Source organism: Levilactobacillus mulengensis (assembly GCF_003946045.1).
Classification (GTDB): Bacteria; Bacillota; Bacilli; order Lactobacillales; family Lactobacillaceae; genus Levilactobacillus; species Levilactobacillus mulengensis.
In genome coordinates, this window is record NZ_RHNW01000004.1 from 49,833 (window position 1) to 70,924 (window position 21,092).

General features: G+C 48.9%; 20 protein-coding genes. 11 read left to right on the forward strand and 9 right to left on the reverse strand.

Going from position 1 to position 21,092, the window contains the following annotated elements; all coding sequences use genetic code 11:
• The first annotated feature begins 185 nt into the window (after positions 1-185).
• The 5 genes from EKM84_RS05500 (at position 186) to EKM84_RS05520 (ending at position 4,882) form a co-directional block, all read left to right on the forward strand.
• A complete protein-coding gene (locus EKM84_RS05500; RefSeq protein ID WP_225418153.1) occupies positions 186-653 on the forward strand; it encodes a MarR family winged helix-turn-helix transcriptional regulator in 468 nt (155 codons plus the stop codon).
• A gap of 199 nt (positions 654-852) precedes the next feature.
• Positions 853-1,770: a magnesium transporter CorA family protein gene (locus EKM84_RS05505; RefSeq protein WP_125764510.1), complete on the forward strand. Its 918-nt coding sequence runs from the start codon at positions 853-855 to the stop codon at positions 1,768-1,770.
• Between the two features lie 711 nt (positions 1,771-2,481).
• Positions 2,482-2,913: a MarR family winged helix-turn-helix transcriptional regulator gene (locus EKM84_RS05510; RefSeq protein ID WP_125764512.1), complete on the forward strand. Its 432-nt coding sequence runs from the start codon at positions 2,482-2,484 to the stop codon at positions 2,911-2,913.
• Positions 2,914-2,916: 3 nt separating this feature from the next.
• Complete coding sequence (locus EKM84_RS05515; RefSeq protein ID WP_125764514.1) at positions 2,917-4,305, forward strand: DHA2 family efflux MFS transporter permease subunit; 1,389 nt, start codon at positions 2,917-2,919, stop codon at positions 4,303-4,305.
• A gap of 154 nt (positions 4,306-4,459) precedes the next feature.
• Positions 4,460-4,882, forward strand: coding sequence for a hypothetical protein (locus EKM84_RS05520; protein ID WP_125764516.1), 423 nt, complete (start codon positions 4,460-4,462; stop codon positions 4,880-4,882).
• A 419-nt stretch (positions 4,883-5,301) separates the two neighbouring features.
• Here the strand turns inward: EKM84_RS05520 and EKM84_RS05525 are convergent, their stop codons facing one another.
• From EKM84_RS05525 to EKM84_RS05535, 3 genes are all read right to left on the reverse strand, one after another.
• A complete protein-coding gene (locus EKM84_RS05525) occupies positions 5,302-5,550 on the reverse strand; it encodes a hypothetical protein (RefSeq protein WP_125764518.1) in 249 nt (82 codons plus the stop codon).
• A 90-nt stretch (positions 5,551-5,640) separates the two neighbouring features.
• Entirely contained in the window at positions 5,641-7,011 is a 1,371-nt protein-coding gene (locus EKM84_RS05530) for a sensor histidine kinase (RefSeq protein ID WP_125764520.1), read from the reverse strand.
• A complete protein-coding gene (locus EKM84_RS05535) occupies positions 7,001-7,702 on the reverse strand; it encodes a response regulator transcription factor (RefSeq protein WP_125764522.1) in 702 nt (233 codons plus the stop codon). Before EKM84_RS05535 ends, EKM84_RS05530 begins: the two co-directional genes overlap by 11 nt.
• Before the next feature lie 480 nt (positions 7,703-8,182).
• Between EKM84_RS05535 and EKM84_RS05540 the strand changes: the two genes are divergently transcribed.
• Entirely contained in the window at positions 8,183-8,482 is a 300-nt protein-coding gene (locus tag EKM84_RS05540) for a hypothetical protein (RefSeq protein ID WP_125764524.1), read from the forward strand.
• A 143-nt stretch (positions 8,483-8,625) separates the two neighbouring features.
• Here EKM84_RS05540 and EKM84_RS05545 read toward each other — a convergent pair whose 3' ends face one another.
• The gene (locus tag EKM84_RS05545) at positions 8,626-9,267 is read right to left on the reverse strand and encodes an SDR family oxidoreductase (protein ID WP_125764526.1); all 642 of its coding nucleotides are present in this window, start codon (positions 9,265-9,267) and stop codon (positions 8,626-8,628) included.
• A 423-nt stretch (positions 9,268-9,690) separates the two neighbouring features.
• Here EKM84_RS05545 and EKM84_RS05550 point away from each other — a divergent pair, with 423 nt between their 5' ends.
• From EKM84_RS05550 to EKM84_RS05565, 4 genes are all read left to right on the forward strand, one after another.
• On the forward strand, positions 9,691-10,902 hold the full coding sequence (locus EKM84_RS05550; RefSeq protein WP_125764528.1) for an NAD(P)/FAD-dependent oxidoreductase: 1,212 nt from the start codon (positions 9,691-9,693) through the stop codon (positions 10,900-10,902).
• A gap of 668 nt (positions 10,903-11,570) precedes the next feature.
• Positions 11,571-12,095 (forward strand): methylated-DNA--[protein]-cysteine S-methyltransferase, encoded by a 525-nt coding sequence (locus tag EKM84_RS05555; protein ID WP_125764530.1) that lies wholly within the window; start codon positions 11,571-11,573, stop codon positions 12,093-12,095.
• Positions 12,096-12,382: 287 nt separating this feature from the next.
• Positions 12,383-12,949: a TetR/AcrR family transcriptional regulator gene (locus EKM84_RS05560; protein WP_125764532.1), complete on the forward strand. Its 567-nt coding sequence runs from the start codon at positions 12,383-12,385 to the stop codon at positions 12,947-12,949.
• Between the two features lie 297 nt (positions 12,950-13,246).
• Positions 13,247-14,662, forward strand: a complete 1,416-nt coding sequence (locus EKM84_RS05565; protein WP_125764534.1) for an NAD-dependent succinate-semialdehyde dehydrogenase — start codon at positions 13,247-13,249, stop codon at positions 14,660-14,662.
• A 303-nt stretch (positions 14,663-14,965) separates the two neighbouring features.
• On the opposite strand, the gene EKM84_RS05570 is transcribed toward EKM84_RS05565, so the two are convergent.
• The 5 genes from EKM84_RS05570 to EKM84_RS05590 form a co-directional block, all read right to left on the reverse strand.
• The gene (locus tag EKM84_RS05570) at positions 14,966-15,616 is read right to left on the reverse strand and encodes a bifunctional 4-hydroxy-2-oxoglutarate aldolase/2-dehydro-3-deoxy-phosphogluconate aldolase (protein WP_125764536.1); all 651 of its coding nucleotides are present in this window, start codon (positions 15,614-15,616) and stop codon (positions 14,966-14,968) included.
• Entirely contained in the window at positions 15,613-16,581 is a 969-nt protein-coding gene (locus EKM84_RS05575) for a sugar kinase (RefSeq protein ID WP_125764538.1), read from the reverse strand. The genes EKM84_RS05570 and EKM84_RS05575 overlap by 4 nt, the downstream gene beginning before the upstream one ends.
• A 40-nt stretch (positions 16,582-16,621) precedes the next feature.
• Positions 16,622-17,437: a 2-dehydro-3-deoxy-D-gluconate 5-dehydrogenase KduD gene (gene kduD, locus EKM84_RS05580; RefSeq protein ID WP_125764541.1), complete on the reverse strand. Its 816-nt coding sequence runs from the start codon at positions 17,435-17,437 to the stop codon at positions 16,622-16,624.
• 180 nt (positions 17,438-17,617) lie between these two features.
• On the reverse strand, positions 17,618-18,376 hold the full coding sequence (locus tag EKM84_RS05585) for an IclR family transcriptional regulator (RefSeq protein WP_125764543.1): 759 nt from the start codon (positions 18,374-18,376) through the stop codon (positions 17,618-17,620).
• Positions 18,377-18,529: 153 nt separating this feature from the next.
• A complete protein-coding gene (locus tag EKM84_RS05590) occupies positions 18,530-19,918 on the reverse strand; it encodes a PTS galactitol transporter subunit IIC (RefSeq protein WP_125764545.1) in 1,389 nt (462 codons plus the stop codon).
• Positions 19,919-20,307: 389 nt separating this feature from the next.
• On the opposite strand from EKM84_RS05590, the gene EKM84_RS05595 reads away from it, so the two are divergent.
• Positions 20,308-21,057 (forward strand): glucose 1-dehydrogenase, encoded by a 750-nt coding sequence (locus EKM84_RS05595; protein WP_125764547.1) that lies wholly within the window; start codon positions 20,308-20,310, stop codon positions 21,055-21,057.
• The last annotated feature ends 35 nt before the right edge of the window (positions 21,058-21,092 follow it).

A 21,092-nucleotide genomic window follows, 5' to 3' on the forward strand; every position in this document is an offset into this window, starting at 1 on the left:
TCTTCGGTTCCTTTTTTATACCGTAAACTTTTTTAATAAATTGTGGTCGAATGCTTGCAATTCGGTAAGTTGTTCTTTATTATTAAATATATAGATATTTCTATGGGGTCAACCATTTTGCGTATTGCTAGTCGTGTTAACTATATCACCGGTTAGCAAAGTGAAGATAAGGATATGATAATACTATGAAGAGTAAGGTCGTTCATGCGGAGAGTTTCTTTGAATCTTTCATGGAGCTGAAGCGAGAACTAGAGAAAGCAGCAACCCGATTCCAACGAACCATGGGGATTTCAGTGGATCAATATGCGATTCTGCACCATATTTTAGAGAATCCAGGGAAGCTGACGTCGGCAACGGTTGCCGATAGCCGAGGTATTTCTCGGGCCGCGGTTTCTCGCGGAATTTCGCAATTGATTCGGCGCGGCTATGTCGTGCAAAGTTATCAAAGTTCAGACCGCCGGGTACGGCAACTTTCTTTAACTGCTAGTGGGGAGCAATTAGAAATTACTTGTCACGAAGCACTTAAGGTGGCAGCCGATACCATGAGCCAAGTCGACTTAGATGACAGTGGCAGCCAATTTACCGTGGGGCAATTAACCAAGATGTTGGGTGCGCTGACAGCTAAGGAAGACGCCGATGAATCAGAAAAATAACCCCAAAATATGTTAATAGAAGGGATTAGTCGAACGCGACTAATCCCTTTTCTTATCCACTCGACCAAATGTGTGCGAATAAAGTCGGATACCGAAAACGTTCACAATATTTGGATATTTCGGTCTCGCCAATTTTTAGCAAAATTTGTTAGGGGACGTGGTACACTTAAGTTAACGACGGCAGAGAAGAGGAATTCCCATGATTGTTGAGCGAAAGATTGGGACGGGGGAGCAGAACCTCGTCTGGGTGATGGCCATGATCGAAGACGATTCTGACAAGGATTCGTTGCAGGTAACGTATGGTCTGACCGATGAAATTTTAACCTACGTGACCGACGTGAACGAACGCTCTCACTATGACCGTGACGAATACTTGAATACCCAATTGTTTGTTTTGCACGTGCCAGTGGTAGTCGACCAGGTGTCCCAACGGTATATTACCCGACCCGTGACGTTTTTGTTAAAGGGTAATCAAGTTTTTTCTATCACAACGAAGCGCACGCAATGGGTAAATCAGACCCTGAGTGAGCGAATGAAGTTGGACCAAATTTCAGATACCAATGAGTTCATGCTGATTGGCCTGTTCATTTTGTTCGACCAATTCATTCCACCCATTCGTAAGATTAACGCGGAACAAAACCGGCTGGATAAGCAGCTGAATCAGGCACCGGACAACAAGGATTTGATTGCGCTGTCCAACCTGCAACAGAGCCTGGCCTATTTCGTCAGTGCCACGCGCAACAACGCCATGATGGTGGTCAACCTGAACAGTACGCCGTTTGGCAAGCAGCTGTCGGACAAGAACAACGAACACCTGATGGATGCCGTCATTGAAGCCCGACAAACGTCTGAAATGACGGCCATTGAGGCGGACGTTGTCGATCGGATTTCAAATACCTTTAACAACGTGCTGAACAATAACCTGAACGATACGATGAAATTCTTAACGATTTGGTCGTTGGTTTTGACGATTCCCACGATTATCACCGGATTCTATGGGATGAACGTGAAATTGCCATTCGCTAACGATGCCATTTCTTGGATTTTTACGGTGCTGATGATGGTCGGCATCATGGGCGTGGTGGCTCTCATGCTCCGTCACCGGCATTTCTGGTAAAATTGTCTGGTACGTGGACTGGTCCGTTCCCGGCGGCGAGCTCAAGGTGCCCTGCTGTGGGGTCGGTTCCAGCCGAAGGACGGGCTTCCACCTCAACTTTGAGCCAAAGGGCGGTCTCAAAGGTTGCCCCATGCTCTAAACTGAGAAAATCGCTCAGTTAAGACCATCGACACAGCTGGTCACCTTGGCTCGCCTCTGGTCACTTCCACAACTGGCTCATTTCTCCAGTCCTGCGGCTGACGCAGGTTTATCCCACTTGTGAGCGACAACTTGATATTAGTTGGCCGATGCGTGGGTCTGTTCGTTCCCGCCGGCGGATTCAAAACGCCCTGCTGTGGGGGCGGTTTCAACCGAAGGGCGGGCTTTCACCTCACCTTTGAGCCTGAGGAACGGTCTCAAAGGTTGCCCCGTGGGCATTTTGATCCGCCTCCGGTCACTAACGTTGGCCACGCGGTACAATTTCCACAGCCCTGCAGCTGACACGGGTCTGACCTTATATCAGTGGCAATCAGTTCTGTGTTCATTTGATTAGCTGGCACCGCAACGTAAGCGTATAAATATACAGTAATTTTGGGCTTGGAAGTTTGTTCCAGGCCTTTTTCTACGGGGTCATCTTTTAATGAAAAATCGTGTTCCAGTCAACTTTACCCTTGAAATTTTTAAAATAACACGCTAGAATTGTTAGCTGACTAACAAAAGGAGCGATGAACTGTGACTGAACGACGATTAGGGGCCTGGCTGCGTGATGCCGAGCACCAGATGAACCTAGAAATGAATGACTTTGCGCGGTCCTATGGCGTAACTGGGATGCAATTATCTGTGATTGATTTCTTAAGTCGGCAACAAACGTCCGACGTGTTTCAAGTTGATTTGGAACGTGAATTTCACGTGCAACGGTCCACGGCGTCCTTATTAGTGAAACGCATGGTGGAACGGGACTTGGTGACGCGCGTCGTGGCGGCCAGTGATAGCCGCAAGCGTCAACTACAATTAACCGCAAAGGGCCAACGCCTGGTCCCGATTGTCCATGAACACCTGGAACAACAAGATGCCAAGATGGTGGCTGACCTGACGCCCGCCGAAGCCGCGGCGTTCCGGCGCGCGTTAGCGAATGTGAGCCACTGGCAAACAACGAAGGAGTAGATTATGAGCAAAGAAAAAATTGACCCACGGGTCGTGGGTGCGGTACTGGCGACCGGCCTGATGTCTTTGAGTGGGGTCATCGTTGAAACGGCGATGAACATTACGTTCCCCACGTTGATGAAACAATTTAACGTGACCACTGGAACGGTGCAGTGGATGACCACCTTGTACCTCTTGATTGTGGCCTGCATTGTGCCAATCTCGTCGTATTTGAAACGCCGCTTCAAGTTGAAACAGTTATTTATTGTGGCCAACCTGCTCTTTATTACGGGGCTCGTCATCGATGCCTGCGCGGGGAGCTTTACCTGGTTGTTATTGGGCCGGGCCATTCAAGGGTTTGGCACAGGGATTGCCTTACCGTTGATGTTTAACATTATCTTGGAACAGGTACCGCTCAGTCGAATCGGTATGATGACTGGCGTGGGAACACTGGTCACCGCGATTGGACCAGCGATTGGCCCCACGTATGGCGGTATCCTAGTCACCAGTCTGAATTGGCGGTATATTTTCTGGATTCTCTTGCCGTTCCTGATTGTGTCATTTTTCGTGGGGATCAGGACCATTAAGCAAGTGTCCACCACGCACTCGGAACGCTTTGATTTTCTGAGTATGTTGGGGGTTGTGGTGACGTTTGGCGGCTTGATCTTCGGCTTCAGTTCGCTGAGTAGCCAGCCGTTCTTGAGCTGGTCCGTTGGCGGTGCCATTCTGTTAGGGATTTTAGGCCTGGTCTACTTTGTCCAACGGACGCGCCACAGTGCGCACCCATTAATCCACCTTCAGGCGGTTGCCAATTCCGCGTTTGCTTGGCACTTGTTGGCATTTTTCCTGATTCAGATTACGGCGCTGGGACTCTCCTTCGTCCTGCCAAATTACCTTCAGTTGGTCGATCAACAATCCGCCTTTGTGGCTGGGCTAGTGGTCTTGCCGGGTGCCGTGATTGGGGCGGCGTTTTCGCCAATTGGGGGAAACATTTTGGACCGGTTCGGGGCTAAGCGGCCAATCCTACTGGGTCTGGGATTAGTCGTCATCATGTTAGTGGTGATGACTGGAACGGCTCATGGGTTATCCGCTTGGGCCATTCTTGGCCTCTACGTGGGCTACATGGTCGGCATCGGATCGGCCTTTGGGAACATTATGACGGACGGCTTGAAACAGTTGCCGGCTGAACTGAAAGCAGACGGGAACGCCTTGATGAACGCGATGCAACAATTTGCTGGTGCCATGGGAACGGCGATTGTTTCAGCCGTGATTGCGGCCAGTCAAGCCGGGAACGTTGGTAGCACGGCGGTTAAGACGGCTACCGGGTCACAATTGGCGCTGTTGATTCTGGTAAGCGCCGGAACAGGGGCATTCCTCAGTATGGTGGTTGCCTTCAAGAAGAATCAAAGCTAGCCACTTTACGAAAAATTAAGGGTCGCTAGAGACTCACGTTGGTAGCGCTACTTTCCTAACTATGGGAGGTGGCGTTATGTTTATTTAAGCTACCAGGTGCTACAATTCACTTCCAATAAAGCCCAAGCTGGCTGCGGAAAGTGAGGCGATTGGCATGAAATTTGATTGGCGATATGCATTTCATTCCTTCTGGTTTCTGATGACCCTAATGGTGTTCCTGAGCTTAACGACAGCGGTTGATAACTTCCACGGCGTTCGGATTGCGTTAGGGGTTATTTTAGGATTCTTGATCGTAGATGCGCTCTTAACGTGGCAGTACCCTTACTTTAATCGGTTAGGGCGCCAGGGCGTGACGGCGTTGATTAATTTAGGATTATTCGCAATTATTGCGGCGTTCACGCTAGCCTTTAAGCAAGAATGGTCGGCAAATATCTGGGGGTTCATCAGTTTCTGGCTCGCGGGTTTCGGTGGCATCATCGATGGTTATTTGGCCCAGCCAACCAAGATTCTAGCGGATCAAACGCGGGGCGACCTACGCAAGAAGGCAGAAATTTTGAAGAATTCTTCGCGACTGTAGAAAAAAGTGAATTGAATTGATTAGAAGACGGCTGTGAGGCCGTCTTTTTGCGTTCCAAATAGAATAGTGAAATTTTCTGGAACACAGAAAAGCCTCAACTGCTAAATGGCGGCTGAGGCTGAGTTAGCATATTTAGTTTTAAACTGGAACAGAGTTGGCGATGCGATAGCACTGAGCGTGTTGAAACTTGATTACATCTGTGTAAGCCGTGAGGGTGGCGAAAATAATCTCAGCCGTGGGAATGTCCTTACCGGTGATTTGTGCCGGTTAGTACATTGGCGTCTTTGAGACTCGGTCTAGGAGGCTCAAAGCGAGTTCGAAGACCGCTCTATGGCTTCGGACGTCCGCCCCAGCGTTCCGGATTATTTTCGTCACCCGGTAAGGCGCTGACAAAGCACCATTTATAGAGTTTCACCAGTTTACTCAGCGGCGTAAGTCCAATCGTACGACAGCAGCTGGTGGAACCGCTCGCCAACCGGCACCCAAAGCTTGGCCTTGGCGATATTGGTAATGGATTCCCAGAACAGCGGGTCCTGACGCTCTTGGTCGCTTAAGTTAATGTTGACATAACTTCCAGCTTCCGTTTTAGCAATCACGAAGGGGTAGAACACCTTCGTAATTTGCGCGGGCGTAATGGTTTTAATTTGCGGGTTGTCATCAATCAGCATATGAACGCTTCCTTTCACTTGTTGAAATCAGTATACCAAGCAAAGGTTACGGCAACCACCATGTTTGATTAAGGATTGTCTGAGAATTTCTTAGTTTTTCGTAGCGGGTGCCGGTTGAAGGGTGACGGTGAACCGCGCACCATGGGGGTCGTTGTCCGTGACGGCAATATGGCCTTCGTTGAGCTGAACCAGCCGGGAAACGATGGACAGGCCGAGGCCGCTCCCTGCAATCTTGGTGGAACGAGAGGCGTCAACGCGGTAGAAACGTTCAAAAATGTGTTCGCGTTCCGCTTCTGGAATGCCAGCACCCTGGTCGGCCACGGTCAAGGTAACGGCGTCCTTGGTCTGGGCGACGGTCACGTTGATCGGCTGATCTTCAGGTGAATATTTATGCGCGTTATCCAGTAGCGCCGTCAAAATTTGGTGGAGCATGTCCGTGTCGGCAAGCGCCATGACGGGCGTCTCAGGACTAACAAAGGTCACGGGTTGACTGACCAGGGGCTGATAGTGGTCAACGACGGCCTGTCCCAGCTTGCTTAAATTCAGTGGCTGCAGGCTGACGTCGGCCCGGTCGGCACGCGACAGGTGGAGTAAGTTTTCAATTAAGTGTTGCATCCGCAGGGATTCCTGGTCGATGAAGCCGAGTGATTCGGGGATGACCTCTGGGTGCTGGTCGCCGCGACGTTCGATCAATTTAAGGTTACCGCGAATCGTGGCGATAGGGGTGCGCAGTTCGTGCGAGGCGTCGGAAATGAATTGGCGTTCGCGTTTCAGGCGGCCGTTCTGGGCGGCCAGTAACTGGTTAAAATCACGTGCCAACTGGGCGACTTCTACGGGTTCCTCGGGTTGCGGCAATTCGGCCTGGGTATTTTCCGGGCTGGCCGCGGCTTGTTGGGCCGCATTTGCGAGGGCCAGCGTCGGGGCGCTCAGACTCTTGGCCAGTCGCCGCACGTAGAGCAGACCAATCAGGAGACTCAGGCCGATGGCGATGATCAGAACAGCAATGAGAACGTGTAAATTGCCAACCAGGACGTGCATACCAATATAGAGATAGTAAGTTCGCGTGCCAGTTCGCAGCGTTTCTGAGAAGTATAGCCCGCGTTTTTTAATGTAGACCAAGTGCGTAAAGGGGACCGAGACGGTGCTGGCGCTGGCAAGCTGACTCGTGTGCGGTAAGAGCGAGGTGGTCGTACCGTCTGCCTGTTTAATCAGAACAAACGTGTTGTGAGAGTTCAGGCCACTGCCCTGGTTGACCGCGAGCCAGTCCTTAAAATTGCTGACCTGCGTAGTTTGCAGACTGGTGCTGAGTTTCTCCGCCTGGTCCTGCGCCCGCAGAAGTTGGTCGACCGTTAACGTGACGCTGACGGTGAGCACGATGATGAGGCCAATTGTCAGCAGCAGGCTGGTGATTGAGTGGCGAATGATATCTGTGTAAGTTCGTGGGGCGCGTTTAGTGCTCATCGGCGTCATCTTCCTTCAAACTGTAGCCGACACCCCGAATCGTGTGGAACAGGTTGGGGGCACCGGCGACGTCAATTTTGTTCCGGAGGTAGCCGATGTACACGTCGACCACGTTCTGTTGGCCGAGAAAGTCCACGCCCCAGACGTTGTCGAGCAGTTCGTCACGGGTGAAGACTTGACCGGGATGTTGTAGGAGAAAGAGGAGTAGATCGTACTCACGTTGGGTCAACTGAATGGTTTTGCCGGCGCGGTCGACTTGGCGCGTCTTGGTGACCAGCGTCAGGTCGCCTAAGGTATAGGTCTGGTCCAGGCCGCTTTGATGGGCCGTGCGGCGTTGGATAACCCGGATGCGGGCGAGGAGTTCTTCAATTTCAAAGGGTTTCGTGATGTAATCGTCGGCCCCGTTGTCCAGGCCGGTGACCTTGTCGCCCAGGTAATCGCGGGCGGTCATCATGATGACGGGGAGTTCATCGTGTTTGCGAATCCGTCGTAGGACCTCCATGCCGTCCATCTTGGGCAGCATCCAGTCCAACAGAACCAGTAGTAGGTTATCTTTTTCGCGCTGGTAAGTTTCCCAGGCGGCTTCGCCATCGGCGGCGGTCAGAACGTTAAAATCTTCAAAGGTGAGTTCCTTAGCCACGTAACTGGCCAGGCCCTCTTCGTCTTCAACGAGTAAAATGGTATTTTTCATTTTGTAGTGGACTCCTTTACTATCGCAGTGAGTTACGATTAGTGTAGCATGTAAACGCATTTGTTGCTGGGTAAATGGCGTGCTTGTTTGCGCCTTACCGGGTGACGAAAATAGGTCGGCACGCGGTGGGCGGACGCCTGAAGCCAAGGGGCGGTCTTCAGCCTTACTTTGAGTCTCGAAAGGCGAGTCTCAAAGATACCAATTCGCTAAACGGTAAAAATCACCGTTTAGCGAATTCCCACGGCTGAACCTATTTTGCCGCCCACACGGCTTACAGGGATTTAACCAACAAAAACGGATTTGCTAGCTAATCTTTGTAGAAATACTGTTTGTACTTAAATAGATGGTCAATCGAAAATAACCGAAACCTAAGAAATTCACAGATTAACCTTAGCGTGCCTTCAAGATTTAGCGGGTAAATGCATGGTATAACTAACACATGCTTAATAACGAACGAAAATCAATGGAGGAGTGGTTGTAATGACTAAAGTAAAAGCAATGATGATGAAAGTAATGTTGGGGGCGATGACGGTAGCAACACTGCTGGGAACGTCTGCTGGTGCTTCAGCTGCGACAACGGCAACTGCCACGGCGACCGCTCCGCGTATTGAACGGACGACGATTCAATTTAACTCCCGGCCTGACACGACGGTTCAAGTGGTGAAGATTAAGTTGCACAAACCAACGACGACCAAGCAAATTTCCAATCAGGTCCAGACGGCCGTTGATGCTAGTGCGCTCAACCTCGACCGGCAACACACAGATAGTCAGCTGAAATAAGCATACCGGCCGCAACTTAAAGTTAGCCAAAAAGACCAGTAGCGGCGGGACCGTTGCTGATTTTTTGGCTAGCAATAAAAAAAGACTAGTCCTAACACTCATTAACAGCTAGGGCTAGTCTTTAGATGAACTTGTTTTGCCTCTTACTTAATCGCGTCAGCAACAGCCACATCACCGTTAACAATGGCAATGATCTGCTTAGGTTGGGGATGCTTGACGACGGCCACAACAGCAGCGGCCACGTCGCTGCGCGTGATCTTAGAAGAATCGGCGTTAGCGGGATCCACGGAAATCTTTCCGGTTGGGTCATCGTTCGTTAATATCCCGGGACGGACAATTGTGTAATCCAGGTTAGTCCGGTGCTGGAGCCATTGGTCGGCGTAGTATTTAGCCACGTAGTAGGGACGAATCCCAGACTTTTCCCAGAAGCTGCGGTCGTCGGTGCCCAGGGCACTCACGATGATGAACCGCTTGATGCCGGCCTTTTCCGTTGCAATCATCGACTTGATGGCCCCATCTAAATCAATATTCAGGGTCATGTCGTCCCCGGTACTGCCGCCAGAGCCAGCGGAGAAGACGACGGTGTCGACCCCGTTCATGGCGGGCACCATGGCATCTGCCGTCCCCATCAGGTCAAACATGCGGGCTTGGCCGCCCAGTTTGGTGATAGTTTCAGCCTGTTCCGCGTTCCGAATGGCCCCGTAGACGGTTTCCCCGGTTGCGGCGAGTTGTTGAACAATGTGCTGGCCAACTTGGCCGTGAGCACCAATAATTAAGGTTGTCATGAAAATTCCTCCTATACGCAGGTTAATTTACTAACTTCCACTGTAACGGTTTTGGGGGCTAATTTCAGCTATTGTGACTCAGAATGGCGTTGGCAACGGGTGACAACCCGGGTGGAAATGGGGGAAATAACCCAAATGCTTTGACGATTTTTACGGGATAATTACCCGTGAAGACTGGTCTCACAACGATTCAATTGTGCACGGTTGATTTGTGAAATAGATTACGATAGTTCCGAGCTGGTTTTTCACCTGATAAGCCGTATAATAGAGACAAATATCCCTGACGAGTTAGGTCACCTGCTGGTTCCAAATGGGGGGAGCAGTGAGTGTTAACTAAAATGTAACCGTTTTAGTTGGCCTGAACATTGTTAACTGACTGTACTTAGGGAGAACTTATTTAAATAGAAAAGGGGTCGTTTAATTATGGCAACGATTTTAGTTCTAGGTGGCGGGTACGCCGGTATGCGGGCCATCAAGTTCTTACAACGTGAGGTTCCCAGTGAAGACAAGATTGTTTTAGTGGATAAGACGGGGACTCATACCGAGAAAACCAATTTACATGAGGTGGCGGCCGGGACCATTGCGCCGGACCGGATTACTTACGAGATCAACGATGTGATTGGCAGCCGGGTCGAATTTATTCGCGATACGGTCACTAACGTGGATGTCGATCAGAAACAAGTCACGTTGACGGAACACGAACCATTGACCTACGATTACCTGGTCTTGGCGCTAGGGTTCCAGTCCGAAACGTTCGGCTTAAAGGGCGCCGCGGAAAATGCCTTACCAATGGATGACTTGGAAACGTCTGAAGCCGTTTACCAACACATCGAGGCCAAGGCCAAGCATTATGCTGAAACGCAGGACCCAAACGACTTATCAATCGCCGTTTGTGGGGCCGGGTTTACCGGGATCGAATTGCTGGGTGAACTGAGCCAGTCCCTGCCAAAGCTCCAGACGCGCTACAACACGCCAGCCTTTAAGGTGACCTGTCTAGAAATGGGCAAGAGCATTTTGCCAATGTTTGACAAGTCCCTGGCCGACTACGCGCTGGCCTTCATGGACAAACACAACATTGAAATGAAACTGGGCGCCGCCATTACCGAAATCAAGCCGGGCGCAGTGGTTTACCAGGATAAGAATACGGACGATGAAACGCCACACGAAGTCGCTGCCAACACGATTGTTTGGACCGTGGGGGTCAGTGGTTCGCAAGTCATTGCCGACTCTGGCTTTGAACAACGGCGGAACCGGGTCGTGGTGAAGGATGATTTGACCTTGGACGGCCACCCCGAAGTTTACATCATTGGGGATGTCTCCGCGGTCATGGATCCAGCCAGCAACCGGCCTTACCCAACGACGGCGCAAATTGCTTTGGCCTGCGGGTCACACGCGGCCAAGAACATTGGATTAGCGCTGCGGGGTCATGAAACGCGGCCATTCGTCTACAAGTCTAGTGGGACCGTGGCCTCACTGAGCGACCGCGATGGAATCGGTGAAATCTTCAGCAGTAACAAGAAGATTCACGGCTACATCGCCTCAGCTATGAAGAAGATCATTACCGACCGTTCCTTAATGGAAAGTGCCCACTTGAGTACCACCTTAGCTAAGGGCCGATTCGATCTTTACCACTAAACCGTTACATGGTCGTTGTCCGGGGGCCTTACCGGGCAGTGAAAATAGGCCGTGACGCTGTGGGCGGCCGCCGGAAGCCATAGAGCGGTCTTCCAGCTTAGGTTGAGCCGAAAAGCGCGTCTCAAAGATACCAGTTGTCTAAGCGGTAAACCGCTAAGACAACTCCCACGGCTGAGCCTATTTTCACTGCCCTCACGGCTAACATGGATGAGATCAGTCACGATTTGTGGGCTAATTAAAGAGCTTATCAGAGGTGTAGATATTTCCTGGAAATCAGGTGATGTCTACGCCTTTTTGTGTTGCGCTGGGGTGATGCAAGTGGACAGAGAGGACGTTTGTCTCAGTCTCTGATGGCATGGACGGATAATTTTAGCCGGAGGAGGCCAGGACGGAGCCAGCTGTGTCGGCGGTGTTGGTCGGGGTTCCCGGCCTACAGCGCGGGGCGAGCTTTGAGACACGGGCCTTGTGGCTCAAAGTCGAGGTGGAAGCCCGTCCCTCAGGCTGGAACCGACCCCATAGCAGGCGGAGCTCCTGGCAGCCGCAGGCGACATTATTCGTCAATCTAATCAGAGAAATATGACAAATTGGTAACAGATTGGCCTAGACGAGGGGGCAAGTTAGCCGACGCGCTTTTTTAATGGTAAAATTAAGCAAAAAGGGGAATGACGATGCTACAAAAACGCTTGGAGACGCCCTTGGGACCGGTTACGTTGATGTCGGATGGCCTGTCCTTGACCGGGTTATGGTTTACGGACCAAAAGTATTATGGTAGTACATTACCTAAACTGACTTTGGTAGCGGAACGCCCCATCTTTGCGAAGGTTGAGACGTGGCTGGCTGATTATTTCGCTGGGAAACAACCACCCGTTAATTTCCCGGTTCGGCCGCAAGGAACGCCTTTCCGGCAGGCCGTCTGGCAACAGTTACAACGGATTCCTTATGGTCAGGTGCGCACGTACGGTGAACTAGCTGCCGACGTGGGCGAGCAGTTGGGCCATTTCGTTGGCGCCCAAGCGATTGGCGGCGCAGTAGGGCACAATCCAATCAGTCTGGTCGTGCCCTGCCACCGGGTCGTCGCAGGTGATGGCGATTTGACCGGATACGCTGGTGGGTTACCACGGAAACAGGCCTTGCTTCGACTAGAAGGGTCGTTAAAATCAAACGAAATTAAGGTGAATTTCGAAGAAAACTGACCATTTTTTCCGAAATCTACGGAATTATTACCTATTGCGCGCAAATCTATCGCACAATAGGCCCCCAGTTATGCTATAATCAATCGTGTTCAAATACTGAAGAGTACGATTATTAATAGACATAATCGGTTGATAAAATTGCGCGAAAGGGGTTTCTTCTCACCGAAGAACGCGTATAATTTTAATCAGCTTAGGACGTTAGTTAAAGTTACTGACTGCCGGGGGGATAAGTCAGTGACGATTAATACTTAAACTTAAATGGTGTGTAAATGATTGGAGGTATCACGATGGCTGCATCGGAAACTAAGGAGCGCATTGCGGAGGCCTTGGCTTCGTTGTTGAACCACAACACGTTCGATAAGATTACGGTCCGTGAAATTGCGGACGAAGCGGAAGTTCACCGGAAGACGTTTTATTACTATTTCGCAGACAAGTATGAGCTATTAGCTTTTGTCTACGAGCACTTCATTGTGGAAGCGCCACGTCGCGAACAACCAATGACGTTGACCCTAGAGAACTGGCGACCAGCAGTAATTCAATTACTGGAACGGATCGCAGACCATTCAAAGATTTTCCTAAACGCTTATCCGTATGACGATGGTGTTTGGCGGCAATCCACGAATGAATTTGTGGCGTCACGACTGTCAATTTTGCTCCACGCAATGCCTGAGTACCGTTACTTAAAAGAAGATGTCATTGACACTTCAGCGGAATTTATCGCTGCCGGGGCGTTAGGCATCATCAACAAATGGGCCAATGATAACTTCACGGCAAGTCCGCGAACGGTTTTGGACCAAATTACGACGGCTAACCGGCTGTTCAACGGGATTTTGGATCGTTGGAAGTTGAGTTAACGCCTATATAAGCGTCACCGCGGGTCACTGTCAGTCAGTGACTCTTTTTTTGACGAAAAAATTACCGACTAATTGTCAAACCAAACGATTGGTTGCGGGCCAAAATGGATAAAAACTTACTAGACCAATTACGGAAAATGCAACCGGTTGAAAGCGGTTTAGCCTGCCCGTTTCACTAATAATTTGCTTGAAACGTCACAAACAAAGCACTGGTATTGCGCTATTTTAAAAGGTATAGTAACTCTCGTAAGGGGTTACATTGTGAATTCAGGATGACCCCATAAGGAGGAAATTAGAATGGCCTACCAAACTACCAATCCCTATACCAATGAAGTTGTTAAAACTTATGAGAACGCAACACCAGAATACGTTGAAGAAAGTTTAGCCAAAGCACAAAAGTTGTACAAAGAGTGGCGGAATGACCCCGTGTTCACGCGGACCCCAGTTTTGCACAAGCTGGCCCAAATCTTCCGGGACGAAACGGATAGTCTTGCCAAAGTCTTGACGACTGAAATGGGAAAGCTCTACACCGAAGCCAAGGGTGAAGTGATTCTCTGTGCCATGATTGCCGACTACTATGCCGACCATGCCGGCGAGTTCTTGGCACCACGGAAGATTGACTCGATTGCCGGTGAAGCCCAATTGGAGAATCATCCCCTCGGTGTGTTGCTAGCCGTTGAACCCTGGAACTTCCCTTACTACCAAATGATGCGAATCTTCGCCCCCAATTTTGCGGCCGGTGATCCCATCGTTTACAAGCACGCTGCGATTACCCCAGCTTCAGCGTTAGCCTTTGAAGACGCCGTTCGCCGCGCTGGCGCACCAGAAGGCGCTTTAACCAACCTCTTCCTGTCCTACGACCAAGTTTCTGACGTGGTCGCTGACAAGCGGATTCAAGGAGTGGCTTTGACCGGGTCCGAACGGGGCGGTACTGCCGTTGCCGAGGTGGCCGGCAAGTACCTTAAGAAGAATACCATGGAGTTAGGTGGGGTCGATGCCTTTATCGTGGCCCACGACGCCAACATGGCTGACGTGAAGGCTATCGCACCACGGGCACGGTTATACAACGCCGGACAGGTCTGCACCTCATCCAAGCGGTTTATCGTTACGGCAAACCACTACGATGAATTCCTGGAATCCTTAAAGGCCGCGTTCTCATCCATTAAAATGGGGGACCCCATGGATCCTGAGACGACGCTAGCGCCAATGAACTCCAAGAAGGCCAAGGAAAAGCTCCAAGCCCAGGTGGCAGAAGCCATTGCGGGTGGGGCTACACCTTACTACGTGCATGAACCAATCGATGACGACGGGCAATTCTTCATGCCAACGATCTTAACCGACATCGACAAGAGCAATCCGGCTTACGGCAAGGAAATGTTTGGTCCGGTTGCCCAGGTCTACAAGGTTGCTGATGACGACGCAGCCGTTGCCCTGGCTAACGACGCAGACTACGGCTTAGGCGGAATTGTCTTTGCTGGCAGCCAAGAGGCCGGTGCTAAATTGGCCTCCCGTATTGAAACTGGGATGGTCTTTGTTAACACCTTCTTCAGCTCCTTACCAGAGCTCGAATTCGGTGGGGTCAAGGGTTCCGGCTTCGGTCGTGAATTGGGCCAAAACGGGATTTCTAGCTTCATTAACCAAGAGTTAGTGGTTAAGCGTGATCGGCCAAACGACGATGAAACGGGTGGCTTGATTCTGCCACACAAGTTTTAAAAATTAAGTGAGTTTGAGGCGCGTGCCGTGTGGTGCGCGCCTTTTTGGGTACAATCGTTTTAGCCTAGTAAGCATGGGTATATGAAATTGTTTGGTAAGAATAACTAATTATCGATTTACTCTTTCAAATATCATGCTATATAAATGGTGAATATTCCGCTTGTGACGCAGATTAAACTGTCTAAAGGGTAACTACGCCGGAAATGGATTAAGATGGCTTAGACGGTCGGATATGGCCGTATAATAGTAGAAATTAAAAAAGGCTCAGCCTAGAATTGGCTGAACCTTCTCTATTTTCTACTATTAGGATAAGGCTAAGGCGTGATGATATTCTTCCATGAATGCCTTGGCATTGGCTGTAACACCAGCGAAGTCATCGTCGGCGGCTGGGCCAACTAATGAGCTCCCAGCACCAACAACGAAGGCACCAGCGTCGAACCAATCTGATAAGTTATCAACGTTCACACCACCAGAAGGCATGATGTTGATGTAAGGGAAAGGTCCTTTAAGCTCGTTGATAGCCTTAGGCGTTGCTAAGGAGCCAGGGAAGAGCTTAACGACTTCAGAGCCAGCTTGCATAGCAGTTTGGGCTTCGGTAGGCGTGTAAACACCTGGGATATAAGGAACTTGGTAAAGGTTGCACATCTTAGCGACATCAGCGTCAAAGGTTGGGCTGACGATGAATTCAGCACCACCGATGATGGCGATACGTGCGCTAGTTGCGTCGAGAACAGTTCCGGCACCGATGACAACAGCAGGGTTGTTTTGGTACTTTTCAACCAGTTCACCGATAACTTGATCAGCGTTGGGAACCGTGTAAGTTAATTCGATACCCGTTACGCCACCAGCGATGACGGCATCGGCAATCTTAACTGCCTTTGAAGGTGTGTCTGCCCGAACGACGGAAACGACACCTGTTTTTTGTAATTTGTCTAAAAGATTTGCTCGCTTCATTGCGTGATCTCCTTTTGGTAAGTAGCTAAAAATTCTTTAAGCTGAGTCCGGGTAGGGTATCCCGTACTGTCACCAGCTGATTGAACAGCTAATGCTCCGACGGCACATCCGCGTTGTGTGGCTTCAGCTAATGGTAATTGGTCAAGTAGTCCTGAGAGAACACCGACAGCAAATCCGTCGCCAGCACCAACGGTATCAACGACGTGGTCAACAGGGAAGCCAGAGACTGTTTCGTTAATGCCATCTCGCGTTTTGATGTAGGCACCAGCGGGACCTAGTTTAATGACGACGGCTTGAGTCACTTCGCTTTGATTCAAATAGAAATCAGCAATTTGCTCAGGGTCATCACTATCAATCAGAATCTTTCCCTCTTTAATTCCAGGCAAGACGAGCTGCGCTTGCTTAGCAATTTCATTGGTGACCTGAATCATCGTTGATTCATCAGCCCACAAGCTTGGACGTAAATTAGGATCAAAGGATATTGGAACTCGCTTTTCATGTAGTCGATCAATGAGGTAGTTTAAGGTGCTTAAACTTTGTGACGAGAGAGCTGCATAAATTCCTGATAAGTGCGCTAATTTAATTTGGGAAAGATCAATCGCATCGATTGCCTCGGTCGTCAAATTAGCGGCTGCACTATTCTTCCGGAAGTAGTATGTTGCTGGGTCGCCGTGACTAACCTTTTGTTTCAAGTAAAAGCCAGTCCAATGTTTTGGATCTACGCTCAAATCCGTTGTCTGGATATTATCTGCCTGCATTGCCCGACTGATGTAAGTACCAAATGGATCGTTACCAACGGCCGATACGTAGTGCGAAGTGTGATTTAAGCGTGAGATACCGACAGCGACGTTGAGTTCAGCCCCCGCTAGGAACTTAGTAAAATGGGTAGCAGTGGTTAGGTCTTGGTCTAAATCGTCAGCAGCGAAAACCACCATCGGTTCACCTAACGTTAAAAAATCAGCCATGTTGTCTCACATCCATTTCTAAAGTAATTTGGTCAAGATATTAACGAACTAAGTAACCACCATCAACGGCTAAGATGTGACCGTTTACATAGTTGGATGCATCGGAAGCTAAGAATACAGCCACACCCATCAGTTCGTAAGTTTCACCCCAGTGCTTAGCAGGAATCCGGCCAAGAATTTCGTCGTTCCGTGACTTGTCAGCACGAATTGGGGCAGTGTTAGCAGTCTTGATGTAGCCAGGTGCAATCGCGTTAACCTGAACGTTGTAAGCACCCATTTCTGAAGCAAAGGCCTTGGTTAAACCAGCAACCCCATGCTTAGAAGCGGTGTAGGCTGGAATGAACTTACCACCTTGGAAGGAAAGCATTGAGCCGATGTTGATAATTTTACCGGACTTTTGCTTAGCAAATTCTTTAGCAGCAGCCATTGATAAGTGATAAACCACGTTCAAGTTGATGTCGATAACTTTGCGCCAGTCATCATCGGTTGATTGAAGCAAAGGATTACGCTTGATCATCCCAGCATTGTTAATCAGAATGTCAATGTGACCAAAGGTGTCGATAGCTTTTTGGATAACTTGTTGAGGAGCGTCATCTTTCGTTAAGTCAATATCAAGGAATTCAACCTTGCGGCCCTTGGATTCAACGATTTCGCGGGTAGCATCCCATTCTTCTTTGCCATAGGTTGCAACCAAGATGTCAGCACCAGCAGCAGCTAAGGCAACGGTGTAGGCTTGACCTAAACCAGTGTTCCCACCAGTTACGATGGCAACCTTGTCAGTTAAGTCGAAGAAGTTCATGTTGAATTTGTTCAGAGTAGCAGTCCGTTCTTGGATTTCGTTCATTGATTCAGTCATAAGTAAATACCCTCATTTCTAAAAAGTTTAAAGTCAGTTCAATTAACAAGAAAAGAGATGGCCACATCGCAACTTGTATATTTCTAAATAAGAAATGACGTTTCTTATTTAACACTTTCAGTATAACGGATAGCATAAAAAAAGCAAGTACGAATTTCGTACTTGCTTAAATAACTGATATTAGAGGGTGGCGATAATCTTTGCCTGGGCGTTTTTAGCCCACTTGATAAAGTCTTCTTGTCGATCGATGGACATGCGGTACTTAGGTGTGGTGATTGAAAAGGCCCCGTACAGCTCGTTACCCTTAACCAATGAAAAACCTAAACAGTAAACATCAGGTTCGTTTTCCTCATTGTCGATAGAATACCCTCGATTTTTAACCTGGATTAAATCTTCACGGAGCTTGTCAGGAGAAGTAATCGTATTGGGGCCGATTTGTTGTAGCTCGCCGATCTCAGCAAAGTATTTATCCAGCTGTTCATCAGTGAACGTCGATAACATAGCCTTGCCCATTGAGGAAGAGTAGAGGGTCATACTGCCACCTATTTGGGACTTGAGATTGACACTTTGGGGGCTCTCAAATTTTTTGAGAAGGGTCACTTGGTGATGGGCAATGACCCCCAGGTTAATCGTTTCTTCGGTCTGATCCCGCAGATCACTGAGAGGGCCTTGGGCGAGTTGACGAATATCAAATTCAGCCGCGACCTTTTGTCCATAACGAAATAATTCCATACCAAGTTGGTAAGTCTTGCCGTCATCAGAACGATGAACCAGGCCAAGAACGTCAAGGGTCGTTAGAATTTTTAAAACGGTTGGCTTGGTCATTTCAATGCCATCACTAATATCTTTAAGGGTTGGTGCGGTGCGGCATTGCGCAATGAAATCGAGGATCTCTTTTGCACGGACCACGACGGTACCGTAAAGTTTTGCTTCTGCCATAATTTATCTTCACTCCAATATTTCCAAATAAGAAACTTTCACTAACACTATACCTAAGATTTAGGCGGAAGTAAACCAATCGCTTAGTAAAATTTGGTAAGAAAAAGGCTCCCAACCTATTGGTGGGAGCCCAAATCAGGTATGCTTGTCAAATTAGACAGCTTGGTGTGCGTCGGTAGTTTCGGCGTCAGCTTTCTTTTCGTTGTCACCATCAGCGACAATCTTCTTCCGGTTGTAGAGCATTAAGGCTAATGCACATGCAGCCAGTACGATAGGGCCGACGATGTTTAAGTTCGTCGTCAAGACGTAAGTCAGCCATGCTAATGGACTAGCAGCAAAGTCGATACTTGCAACTGAGGCAGTCCCGGCAGGAATCAGGGAAGCCTGAACGATGTGAACGGCAGACGTAAAGATTCCAGCTAAGGCAGTAGCTGAGAGAACCCCTAAGATCAGGGAAACTAAACCAACTAAGAAGGTCCGTAAAACGTTCCCTTTAGTGTATGGCAGAACCAGTGGGAAGATGTAGATCAACCCAGAGAGGCTGGCCAGTGGTAAGAATTCGTTACCAGGGATGATAACGGATAAGAACAGAATCGTTGGTACCAATAAGAGGGAAACAACCAGAGTGGTTGGGTGTCCGATAACCAGGGCAGGGGTCATCCCAATGTTGAAGGAACGGCCTTTGAACCGCTTGCTGATTAACTCTTGAGAACGCTTGGAAATTGGAGATAAACCTTCGATGAATAAGCTCGTAATACGAGGAATCAAGACCATAACGGCACTTAAAATAATCCCTAATTGGAGCATCTTAGCAACGGAGTAATGGGCCAAAAGACCGAGTAACATCCCGATAATAACCCCAAGGAAAATTGGGTCGCCAAGGATACCAAAACGCTTTTGTAATTTCTTAGCATCAAAGTCAACCTTGTTCAGGCCAGGAATCCGTTCAACAATCCAGTTGACGGCAATGGCGAAAGGAATAAAGGTCACACAGAATGCTTGTGGAATAGAGATACCGGAAAGATCCTTACCATAGAAGCTTTCCACTTTCTTTTGAGAGCGGTCGGCACCAACTAAGGTAACGATGAAGACGATGATGGCAGCAAAGATACCCCACCAGAAACTTTTCGTCGCGATTGAAACGATAGAACCGATAAAGGCAAAGTGCCAGTAGTTCCACAAGTCAATGTTTAAAGTTTTAGTGGTCTTAGTGACTAACATAATGATGTTTACAAGTAATCCTAGAGGGATAATAATAGCACCAACCTCAGTACCAAAGGCAACAGCTGAGGCAGCTGGCCAACCAATATCTAGGGTATGTAGATGTAAACTGTAGATCTTAACCATTGAGTTAACAGCTGGTCCAAGGTTATCAGCTAAGAGTTGCGTGATAACGTTCAAACCAACGAACCCAACCCCGACAGATAAACCTGCTTTTAATGACTTACCAATGCCCATCCCTAAGCAAATACCGAAGATGAGAAAGATAATTGGCATCATAACGCTTGCGCCAAGGGACATAATGTAATTAATAACGCCCATGATGGTCCTCCTTTGAGATGCTACCTAGTTCGTAAGAAAACGAGTAGAACCCCTATATAATTAATGTGTAAGTACAGGCTGGATAACCTTTGTGTCCCTGTCACAGTGCGCGCTACTATTTGAGGTGACGAGGATTTACATCCAGAAATGAGTTTCTTATAAAGAAACGATAAATCCTATAAGGAAACTACACGTTGAGTATAACCTGACGACCTAGAAATGGCAACCGCTTTCAATGAAAAAGTTTAAACCGAACGACTTAATTCGTTTGCCAAATCAAAAGCATTAAGTAGTAGAAAACGAATAAATTATTAGCCAAAATAATTTCAATAATTAAGTTTCATGTGATATTATGAACGAGAACTAAAAATCAAAAGGGGTGCGTATTTATGTCAGATCGTTTAAAAGGAAAAGTTGCTATTATCACTGGTGGGGTCGCCGGAATCGGCCTGGGCGTTGCGGAATGCTACGTTCGTGAAGGAGCGAAAGTTGTCCTGACTGCCAACCATAACGTGGACGGCGGGCATGCGGCCGTTGCCAAATTTGGTGATGCGGTGAGCTTGTTTGTTCAACAAGATGTTTCTAAAGAAGCCGACTGGCAAAAGGTGATCGATGCTACGGTTGAAAAGTTTGGCCGCGTGGATATCTTAGTTAACAATGCCGGTATCGGTGGCGTTAACGGCGCTGTCGAAGACCTGTCCTTAGAAGACTGGCAAAAGGTGATTGACGTCAATCTGACCGCCAACTTCTTGGGTGAAAAGGCTGCTATCAACGCCATGAAGGCAACGGCCGACGCTAAGGGCTCCATCATTAACGTGTCCTCCGTTGCCGGTTTGGTTGGTTTACCATTTGCCCCAGCCTATTCAGCTAGCAAGGGTGGTTCACGCCTGTTGACCCACGCCACGGCTTTGAACTTGGCACAACGGAAGATCGACATTCGTGTTAACTCTGTTCACCCAGGCTGGATTGACACGGCCATTGTCCCAGAAGCTGCCAAGCAACAAATTATTGCTGGGATTCCTGTGGGCCACATGGGGAAGCCCGAAGACATTGGTGAAGTTTGTGTTTACCTGGGTAGCGACGAATCCAAGTTCGCTAACGGGGCCGAATTCACCGTCGACGGTGGTCAGCGCGCTTAACTTGGGTTTGAGGTAGTCGCCTTCAGGCTGGTGAA